Annotated in this window: 10 protein-coding genes; 4 read left to right on the top strand and 6 right to left on the bottom strand. The window is 64.0% G+C overall.

Going from position 1 to position 8,875, the window contains the following annotated elements; translation table 11 throughout:
- Nucleotides 1-366, bottom strand: a 366-nt coding sequence (locus PMI42_RS06440; RefSeq protein ID WP_008131729.1) for a hypothetical protein, incomplete at its 3' end; no start/stop codon positions are given.
- A 170-nt stretch (nt 367-536) separates the two neighbouring features.
- Nucleotides 537-1,319 carry a hypothetical protein gene (locus tag PMI42_RS06435; RefSeq protein WP_008131727.1) on the bottom strand — a complete coding sequence of 261 codons (783 nt, stop codon included), beginning with the start codon at nt 1,317-1,319 and terminating at the stop codon, nt 537-539.
- 116 nt (nt 1,320-1,435) lie between these two features.
- Here PMI42_RS06435 and PMI42_RS06430 point away from each other — a divergent pair, with 116 nt between their 5' ends.
- A complete protein-coding gene (locus PMI42_RS06430) occupies nt 1,436-2,470 on the top strand; it encodes an aspartate-semialdehyde dehydrogenase (protein ID WP_008131725.1) in 1,035 nt (344 codons plus the stop codon).
- A 299-nt stretch (nt 2,471-2,769) separates the two neighbouring features.
- Nucleotides 2,770-4,914, top strand: a complete 2,145-nt coding sequence (locus tag PMI42_RS06425) for a C1 family peptidase (RefSeq protein WP_008131724.1) — start codon at nt 2,770-2,772, stop codon at nt 4,912-4,914.
- On the opposite strand, the gene PMI42_RS06420 is transcribed toward PMI42_RS06425, so the two are convergent.
- Nucleotides 4,911-5,567, bottom strand: coding sequence for a carbonic anhydrase (locus PMI42_RS06420; RefSeq protein WP_008131723.1), 657 nt, complete (start codon nt 5,565-5,567; stop codon nt 4,911-4,913). The genes PMI42_RS06425 and PMI42_RS06420 overlap by 4 nt on opposite strands.
- Nucleotides 5,568-5,678: 111 nt before the next feature.
- On the opposite strand from PMI42_RS06420, the gene PMI42_RS06415 reads away from it, so the two are divergent.
- Together PMI42_RS06415 and PMI42_RS06410 are read left to right on the top strand one after the other, a co-directional pair.
- Nucleotides 5,679-6,560 carry an HpcH/HpaI aldolase/citrate lyase family protein gene (locus tag PMI42_RS06415; RefSeq protein WP_008131722.1) on the top strand — a complete coding sequence of 294 codons (882 nt, stop codon included), beginning with the start codon at nt 5,679-5,681 and terminating at the stop codon, nt 6,558-6,560.
- 139 nt (nt 6,561-6,699) lie between these two features.
- Nucleotides 6,700-6,939 carry a hypothetical protein gene (locus tag PMI42_RS06410; protein WP_008131721.1) on the top strand — a complete coding sequence of 80 codons (240 nt, stop codon included), beginning with the start codon at nt 6,700-6,702 and terminating at the stop codon, nt 6,937-6,939.
- A 69-nt stretch (nt 6,940-7,008) separates the two neighbouring features.
- Here PMI42_RS06410 and PMI42_RS06405 read toward each other — a convergent pair whose 3' ends face one another.
- From PMI42_RS06405 to leuD, 3 genes are all read right to left on the bottom strand, one after another.
- Entirely contained in the window at nt 7,009-7,428 is a 420-nt protein-coding gene (locus tag PMI42_RS06405; protein WP_008131720.1) for a DUF6455 family protein, read from the bottom strand.
- Between the two features lie 212 nt (nt 7,429-7,640).
- Nucleotides 7,641-8,426 carry a glycosyltransferase family 32 protein gene (locus PMI42_RS06400; protein WP_008131719.1) on the bottom strand — a complete coding sequence of 262 codons (786 nt, stop codon included), beginning with the start codon at nt 8,424-8,426 and terminating at the stop codon, nt 7,641-7,643.
- Between the two features lie 80 nt (nt 8,427-8,506).
- Nucleotides 8,507-8,875: 3-isopropylmalate dehydratase small subunit (gene leuD / locus PMI42_RS06395; protein ID WP_008131718.1), on the bottom strand; the 369-nt coding region annotated here is incomplete at its 5' end.

Below are 8,875 nucleotides of genomic sequence, written 5' to 3'. Positions count from 1 at the left end.
CTGCGGATAGCCGCCGATGTCCTGCGGCGGCGAGAGCGGCTGGCGGTCGATCGGGCGGTTGAGGTTTTCGCGGGCGAAGGACGGATAGCCGACGGCCGGCGGGAAGGCATAGTCGCTGAACTTGCGGTCGCCGGGATTGACCTCGGTGCCGCCGTCGAGCCAGGAGCGCTTGCTCACATAGAGGCGGGTGCGGCCCTGCTGGTAGACCGCGTTGGGGCCGCTCGGGCCGTAATAATGGCGGCCGCGCTCGTCATAGCGCTTGGGCTTGGTGTCGGCCGAAGCCGGCGTCGCGAAGGCCATCGCAATCGCGGCGCCCGCCGCAAGCAATGTCGCCAGTTTGTTCGCGGCAGAAAATGTCGAGCTCATCACGTCCCCTTCAGGCGGCAAGCCGCCAGTCGATTTCACCCCCATACTAGCCCGGCCGGGGTGGCCGCAACTAGGTCTATTGGGTCACACCAGCTCGGAATAATCGTGCGCGCCGGCAAAAGTTGCATGCAAACCAGCCACTTGAGCTTGATGCAAATCCTTGATGCGGGTCACAGCGCGCCGCGCAATTGCGCGTTCGCGGCGCCCAGCAGCCAGTCCGACGATCCCGCGGGGGCGCAGGTCCGGCGCTTGAGCTCGGCACGGGCGAACAAATCTGCCAGCTTCGGCTCGTTGCCGGAGGTGAGCAGCGTCAGACGGTTCAGCGTGCAGGCCACCGCCGCGCGCTGGGCTGGTATTGTATCGCCCTGGCAGGAGAAGCCGGAGATCTGGAGCGGCGGCTCCTCGCTGCGCTTGAGATAACCGAGGCACGCCCCCTGCGCCGTTCCAACAGGCCGGAACAGGGCGACGGGGCCGAATTTGGTGTCGATCAGGCCGGCCTGCTCGAGCGGAGTTGCGGCCGTGAGGCCCATCCGGACGGCCAGGCCCTCGGTCGCCGGGCGGGTCACGTCAAATTCGCCGCCCTCCCGGTAAATCTCGAGCTCGGCCAGCGGCTTGTCCGCCTCTCCGGCCCAGCGCAGCACGTCCCTGCGGCCGCCTTCGGGATGCCGCAGGATGGTATAAGAGGCTGTTTTCTCTGATGAACCGAGTTTGCTGAGCGCGAAAGCAGGTTGCGAGCGGGAGGCCTCGCTCCAGCCCGGCCTCGAAGCCGGCGCGTCGTCGCTCAGGTCAGGCAGCTGGCCAAGGCCGGCTAGGCCGAGGATGGCAAACAGGACCAGCGCCCCCACATAGGCAAACAGGCGGGCCAGCGTGCCGACCACCTCGTCGGCGAAATTGGCAAGCGCCAGATGGATCTGGGTTGGGCTAACGGCCGTGCTGGCCTCAGGCGACTGCATCCACGGCCTTCAGGCATGGTCCAACGTTGTCTTGAGGCCGGTTCTCGCATAGAAGCGCTGCTCTTCCTGTTTAAGCACTGGCTTCAGGAACGGGCTTTTTCATCGGAGAGTGAACGATGGGTTACAAAGTCGCAGTGGTCGGCGCGACCGGCAATGTCGGACGGGAAATGCTCAACATCCTCGATGAGCGCAAATTCCCCGCGGACGAGGTCGTGGCCCTGGCGTCACGCCGCAGCGTCGGCGTCGAGGTCTCCTATGGCGACCGCACCCTGAAGTGCAAGGCGCTCGAGCATTATGATTTCTCCGACGTCGATATCTGCCTGATGTCGGCGGGCGGCGAGGTGTCGAAGGAATGGTCGCCGAAGATCGGCGCCGCCGGCGCTGTCGTGATCGACAATTCCTCGGCCTGGCGCATGGACCCGGACGTGCCGCTGATCGTGCCCGAGGTGAATGCGGCTGCGACGGAGGGCTTCAAGAAGAAGAACATCATCGCCAACCCGAACTGCTCGACCGCGCAGCTCGTGGTCGCGCTCAAGCCGCTGCACGACAAGGCGACCATCAAGCGCGTCGTCGTCTCGACCTATCAATCGGTCTCGGGCGCCGGCAAGGACGGCATGGACGAATTGTTCTCGCAGACCAAGGCCGTCTACACCAACCAGGAGCTGGTCAATAAGAAGTTTCCCAAGCGCATCGCCTTCAACGTCATCCCCCACATCGACGTCTTCATGGAGGACGGCTACACCAAGGAAGAGTGGAAGATGATGGCGGAGACCAAGAAGATCCTTGATCCCAAGATCAAGCTCTCCGCGACCTGCGTGCGCGTGCCGGTTTTCGTCGGCCACTCCGAAGCCGTCAACATCGAGTTCGAGAATCCGATCAGCGCGGACGAAGCGCGCAACATCCTGCGCACGGCGCCGGGCTGCCTCGTCATCGACAAGCAGGAGCCCGGCGGCTACGCCACGCCCTATGAAGCGGCCGGCGAGGACGCCACCTATATCAGCCGCATCCGCGAGGACGCGACGGTCGAGAACGGTCTCGTGCTCTGGTGCGTGTCGGACAATCTGCGCAAGGGCGCCGCGCTGAACGCGATCCAGATCGCGGAAGTCCTGATCAACCGCAAGCTGATCAGCGCTAAGAAGAAGGCGGCGTAAGCCGAGCTGCCGTAGATCTCGTCGGGTGGATGCGGCGCGTTGCGTCTTTGTCCACCCTGCGAACCCCGCGTTGCTGCGCAGCTTGGTCGAACCCGTCATCGGCCCTGCGCGCCGAAGGCCTTCCTGCCGGAGGCCGTTTTAGCTGCGCCGAGATGTCGCGCAGGTCCGCATTTTTTGCACAGACCCTGGTTGCACGGATGCTTCCGCTGGATCACAATTAGTGGTTGAGCGGGCGCGTGGGTGATATTGCCACCCTGAGCCCTCCCGCTTTTAAGAGCTTTTAAAACAAGGAGGATTGCATGCCGACCAGGGTCCTTTTCGACCGCAAATTCGATGCACGTCCGGATCGCTTCGACTTTCGTGACCTGCTGTATCGATCGCGACTGGTGAGCCTGCCGCCGGCCTATCCGTCCGACCAGCTGATCGAGCGCTGGTTCTCGGTCTATCGCCATGCCGAGATGGTTCTCGATCAGGGCCAGGAGGGATCCTGCACGGGGTTCGGCCTCGCCGCGGTCGTGAACTATCTCCAGTGGGAGCTGGCAAACACGAATCCGATCGCGGCCGACGACCCGAAAGCCGCCCTGACGATCGCCCGGCGAAGTGCGCGGATGCTGTACCAGAACGCGCGTCTCTATGACGAATGGAAGGGGGAGGATTACGACGGGTCGAGCTGTCGCGGTGCCATGAAGGGATTTCACAAGCACGGCGTTTGCGGCGAGAAATTCTGGCCGAACTTCGAGAAGCGGCAGAAGCCCGGACTGCCCAGGAGCGGATGGGATACGGATGCGCCGCTCACGCCGCTCGGGGCATATTATCGCATCGACGGCAAATCCATCGTCGATATGCAGTCGGCGATCTACGAAACGCATGCGATCTACGTGTCCGCGGACGTCCACGACGGCTGGGACCGCGTTCGCAACAACTGCAAGACGCTCGATGCGGCGCTCATTCTCCCGCCAAAAAAGCCCAACGACGTTGGCGGCCACGCGTTCGCCCTGGTCGGCTACACATCCGATGGCTTCATCGTACAAAACTCGTGGGGACCTCATTGGGGATTCCACGGATTTGGGCTGCTGCCTTATCAGGACTGGACCCGCTACGGCACCGATGCCTGGGCCCTGACGCTCGGCGCGCCCATGCGCGTCACGTCGCCGCCGCCCGCGGCCAAGAAAGGCGCATCGAAGCCTGTGCACGAACCGCGTCACTTCGTGAGCCCGTCGATGCGAACCGACCTGTCGCTGGACGAGCGGCTGCGAGCGCGGGCGCTGCTCCGCTCCGACGTGGCGGGCGATGAGAGTGCCGTCTCTCCCTGGATCCACGGTGAGGAAGCCAAACACATCATCTTCATCGGGCACAACGGCAGTGCCGAGCGCGAGCTTGTCGAGGCGAGCTCCGGCGACGACGCCGTCGCGCTCGTCGTCAAGCAATGCCTCGGCCGGGCAGCCGAGCAGGGATTTTCCGATCTGGCGATCATCGATCACGGCGGGCTGAACAGCCGCGAGGACGGAATCTCCAGGGCGCAGGTGCTCGGTCCGTGGTTCGAGGCCAATCGCGTCATGCCAATTTTCGTGGTGTGGCAAACCGGTCTGCTGGAATCGGCCGGAGACATTCTGAAGACCGCGGCGGAAAAGCTGGTGATGCCGTCGGGAGCGGACAAGGGCTGGCTCAGAAACAAGATCGACGAGATCAAGGATCGTGCCTTCGAGGTGTTCGCGCGCGATGCCGGCGTCAAGGCCATCTGGGAGAACATGAAATTCAGAGCCGCAGGTGCGAGCCGCGCAGGCGGCGGCCTTGCCGTCGCGGCGCGCGAGCTGGAGCGCGAGCTCGGCGGGATGAGCGCGAGCCAGCGGCCGCGGATCCACCTGATCGGACATTCCGCCGGTGCCATTATGCAAGGATATTTTCTGGCGCCGATGAAGGCCCGCGGGCTGAAAGCGAGCTCGGTTCATCTCTGGGCGCCGGCCTGCACCGTCGCCTTTGCCTCCGACAAATACGGCAGCGCTTTTGCCGACAAGGTCGCCGATCCCAAGACGACCTTTGTCGACGTTCTCAGCGATGCCAACGAAACCAGCGATCCATGCGTCCCTGTTCTCTACTCTAAATCACTGCTCTATCTGGTTTCGCGGGCTCTCGAGCCCGATCACAAGACCCCGATTTTGGGACTGCAGAAGGTCTGGCGGAAATGGCGGGCGGACGACGACACCTTCATGTCGGGTTCGGACAAGATCCTGGATGACTGGTCCGAAGTCAGCGAGGATGTTTTTCTCGATCCAGCGATCAGCGATACGGAAGTCCCCACGCGTCGCGAGCCGAAGAATGACGAAACCATCCCCGCCAACCATGGGTCTTTCGACAACAATCTTGACGTGGTGAACCGTGCCCTCCGTCGCATCACCGGCAAGACGACGCTTTCCAGGCCGGTCACGGACCTGCGTGGCTTCTAGGGACGGGCGGGAAGGACGTCCCTGACGCTCTTGAAGTCCTTGCTCGCCTTGTCCAGCACGAACAGCGATCCCTCCGCGACGCCGAAATAGGCGCCGTGGGTCTGCATCTGGCCGGCATCGACCGCCTTCTGCACGAACGGGAACGTCATCAGGTTTTCCAGGCTGCGGAACACCGCGGCCTTCTCGATGCGCTCGACGAATTGCGCCATGGTCTCGTGGTCGCGCTGTTCGACCACTTCGCCCGGCTTGATGAACATCTGCATCCATTTGCCGATGAAGTCGCCGGGCGTGAGCGGCTCGATCTTGTCGACGAAGGCGCGGATGCCGCCGCATTGCGCGTGGCCGAGAATGACGATGTGCTTCACCTTCAGCACCGTCACGGCATATTCCAGCGCGGCCGAGACGCCGTGCGCGTTGCCGTCGGGCTGATACACCGGCACCAGATTGGCGATGTTGCGCACCACGAACAATTCGCCCGGTCCGACGTCGAAGATCACCTCGGGCGAGACGCGGCTGTCGCAGCAGCCGATCACCATCACTTCGGGGAACTGCCCTTTGACCGACAGCTCGCGATAGCGGCTCTGCTCGGTCGGCAGCCGCTGGGTGGCGAAGGCCTTGTAGCCTTCCAGCAAATGCTCAGGGAATGTGATCATGGCCTATGCCTAACCATAAGCCGCAGGGGCGAACAAGCCTTTCGAATAGGCATGCCAGGTGCTATCGGCTTCGGTCAGGATTCAGACGAGGAAACCGGAAGGACCATTCGCATGACCCGCCCGCGCCGCAGCCATCTGTTCATGCCCGGCTCCAACCCCCGCGCGCTTGAAAAGGCGCGGAATCTGGCCGCCGACGGCCTGATCCTCGATCTGGAAGATTCGGTCGCGCCCGACGCCAAGGCGGCGGCGCGCGACGGCATCGCCGCCGCGATCGCCGCAAAAGGGTTCGGCCAGCGCGAGATCCTGATCCGGACCAACGGCCTCGACACGCCCTGGTGGGCCGACGACGTCGCGATGGCCGCCAAGGCCTCGCCTGATGGCATCCTGGTTCCGAAAGTTTCAAGTATCGAAGATCTCCAGACCATCGGCCACCACCTCGCCGAGCTCGGCGCCGCGCCGACCGTGAAGGTCTGGGCCATGATCGAGACCGCGCGCGCCGTGCTGCATGCCGAGGAGCTGGCGACCGCCGGCCGCGATCCGAAGACGCGGCTGTCGGGCTTTGTGTTCGGCCCGAACGACATCTCGCGCGAGACGCGCATCAAGATGCTGCCGGGCCGCGCTGCGATGATCCCGATGATCACGCATTGCATCCTGGCGACGCGTGCGGCCGGTCTCGAAATCCTCGACGGCCCCTACAGCGACATCGCCAATCCCGACGGCTTTGCCACCGAATGCGCGCAGGGCCGCGATCTCGGCTTCGACGGCAAGACGCTGATCCATCCCTCGCAGATCGACGCCTGCAACGTGATCTTCACGCCGCCGGAAGAAGAAGTCGCGCGCGCGCGAAAAATCATCGCGGCGTTCGAAATGCCGGAGAACGTCTCGCGCGGGGCGATCCGGCTCGATGGGGCGATGGTCGAGCGCCTGCACGCCGACATGGCGAAGCGCACGATCGAGATCGCGGATGCGATCGCGGCGATGGGGAAGGGCTAGGCGCGCACTCCGATGCGACGGCACGTTCTCCAGGTTGACCTTCCGCTGCGTGACGTCGCGCACATTCCGGCGCGGTGAATTCGAGCATTGTCTCGTTCACGCGCTGCAAGGTGCAGCTCAAAAAAACGGGATAACAACCATGACGGCCTCTCGCCTCGCGCTTTTCGCCCTCGCTGCCGTCCTCGGCTTCGGCTCGCTGGTCGGCTCCACTTCGAGCTCGCACGCCTACACCACCGATTTTCGCTGGGCCAGCAATACAGGCTATGTCAATTGCGTGCAGGGCGTGAACCAGCGCGGGCAGGCGATGCGCCCCCAAATGCGCGGCCCGTACGTGGCGGACAACACCGGCCGCTGCAACAAGATGTTCTACGGCCGCTAAGCTTAGTCTCGTCCCTGGTTCAGAGCCTCGATCGCCCGCCTCGTGCGGGCGATTCGTTTTGCAGATCGCTCAGCGCGGCGCGAGGTCGGCGCGATCGAGCGATTCCAGCGTCGCGGCATTGGCGCAATAGCCGTGATAGTTCTCCGCGGCGGTGCCGTCGGCAAGATCACGGTCGCATTGTCCCTTGTGATTGCAGAGCGAGCAGACCCGCTCCATGTCGCGCAGCAGCAGCGGCTGTGCGCGGCCGAGCCCTTCGGCGTTGATGCCGAGCTGTTCGAGCATCTTCGGCAGTTCGTCGGCGGCGTGCTTGCCGTGGCGAACCAGCTCTTCGAGGTCGTCGGGCGCGATCCTGAGATCGCTTGCGATCCGGTCGAAATCGGCGCGATCGAGCTGCCGCATCTCGTTCATCTCGCGGCGATGCTTCAGCCAGCTCGCGAAGGACTCGATGAGATCCTGAACGATGGGATAAGGCCTGCTTGCGGTGCTCATGTGAGGCTCCGGTCCGGTCGTGGAATTGGAGCGAGACTACGCACAATGATGCAGGCGCGCGTTGCGCTGGATCAAATTTGGAACGAGCCAAGGAAATAGCTCTCGTGTCCCGGACGCGGTGCGGCGCGCAGAGCCGGGACCCATCTCGCCGCATCGCTTGGCCCCGGACGCAGCGCACCGCTTCGCGCTGCGCTGCGTCCGGGGCACGAGACCTAGCCAAACCTCTCCGTGGCCCACGCATACAGGCTCCCCGGAATCGGCTTCTCGCCGCCGCGCCCCTTCGGCGAGATGTGCAGGCCGATGATTCCGGGGTCGGTGACGAGGCCGAGATAGCTCGAAGGGTCGAAGAACAGTTTCGGCTCGGCATGCACGGCGTAGAATGATTGCTTCGGCAATGCGTTCTGCAATTCGCCGGTGCGGCGCGCGAGCGCGGTCAGCGACGCCGGCCCGAAGATCGCGACGCGAATGTCCGCGAGCCGGTTCGAGCCGCCGCGCAGGCGGCGCATCGCGAAGGTGATGCGATGGCGCAGCGACAGCCAGTTGGGCGTCAGCTCCTCCTGCGCCATCAGCTCCTCGAACGCGGCAACGATGCCGTGCTTCGGCGGAAGATAGATCACGGAATTGCCAAGCTGGCGCGGCCGCTCCCAGGCGAAGTACGGTTTTGCCGGATCGATCTTCACGGGCTTCAAGAGCAGCACGTCGGCGTCGAGCCAGAGGCCGAGACCCTTCGCCATCAGCTTCATGCGGAAGAAGTCGCTGAACTGAAGCGTGGTCCAGTCGCGCCAGCTTCCATCCGGCTGCGGCGGCCGCAATCGTTCCGAGAACGCATGCGGCAGGATCGCCTCGGCATTCGCATTGCCGACGCCCGCGGGCAGGCCGGGAATGGTGTCGAAGCTGTAGACCGTGACCTTGTGGCCGGCCGCCAGCTGCGAGCGCAGACAGGTCTGGCGCAGTGCGTCCATCGGGCCGTGCCAGAAGGTGACGATGTCGGGCAGCATGCGCTCAAGCTTAGGAGATAATCCGGGCAAAGAAAAAGCCCCGGCGCTGACAGCACCGGGGCTCAGACGAAAACGTATGATCAGGCCCAGGCGCGTTCGCGCTTGAGCTTCTCCTCATAGGTGTCGATCGAAGCCTTCTTTTCCATCGTCAGGCCGATGTCGTCGAGGCCGTTGATCAGGCAGTGCTTGCGGAACGGATCGATCTCGAACTTGACCTTGCCGCCGTCGGGGCCGCGGATCTCCTGGTTCGGCAGGTCGATCGTCAGCGTCGCGTTGGCGCCGCGCTCGGCGTCGTCGAACAGCTTGTCGAGGTCTTCCTGGGCAACCCGGATCGGCAGAATGCCGTTCTTGAAGCAGTTGTTGTAGAAGATGTCGCCGAACGAGGTCGAGATCACGCAGCGGATGCCGAAATCGAGCAGCGCCCAGGGCGCGTGCTCGCGGCTCGAGCC

It is taken from the genome of Bradyrhizobium sp. YR681 (assembly GCF_000282615.1).
In the GTDB taxonomy this organism is placed as follows: Bacteria; Pseudomonadota; Alphaproteobacteria; order Rhizobiales; family Xanthobacteraceae; genus Bradyrhizobium.
Note: the sequence above shows the minus strand (reverse complement) of the source record. Positions and strands in the feature narration are given on the sequence as shown.

Excerpts from the sequence above, each read along its gene's own strand:
- PMI42_RS06400 (WP_008131719.1), bottom strand. The coding sequence starts at position 8,426 with ATGCTGCCCGACATCGTCACCTTCTGGCACGGCCCGATGGACGCACTG.
- PMI42_RS06425 (WP_008131724.1), top strand. The coding sequence starts at position 2,770 with ATGCCGACCAGGGTCCTTTTCGACCGCAAATTCGATGCACGTCCGGAT.
- PMI42_RS06430 (WP_008131725.1), top strand. The coding sequence starts at position 1,436 with ATGGGTTACAAAGTCGCAGTGGTCGGCGCGACCGGCAATGTCGGACGG.
- PMI42_RS06435 (WP_008131727.1), bottom strand. The coding sequence starts at position 1,319 with ATGCAGTCGCCTGAGGCCAGCACGGCCGTTAGCCCAACCCAGATCCAT.
- PMI42_RS06420 (WP_008131723.1), bottom strand. The coding sequence starts at position 5,567 with ATGATCACATTCCCTGAGCATTTGCTGGAAGGCTACAAGGCCTTCGCC.
- PMI42_RS06405 (WP_008131720.1), bottom strand. The coding sequence starts at position 7,428 with ATGAGCACCGCAAGCAGGCCTTATCCCATCGTTCAGGATCTCATCGAG.
- PMI42_RS06410 (WP_008131721.1), top strand. The coding sequence starts at position 6,700 with ATGACGGCCTCTCGCCTCGCGCTTTTCGCCCTCGCTGCCGTCCTCGGC.
- PMI42_RS06415 (WP_008131722.1), top strand. The coding sequence starts at position 5,679 with ATGACCCGCCCGCGCCGCAGCCATCTGTTCATGCCCGGCTCCAACCCC.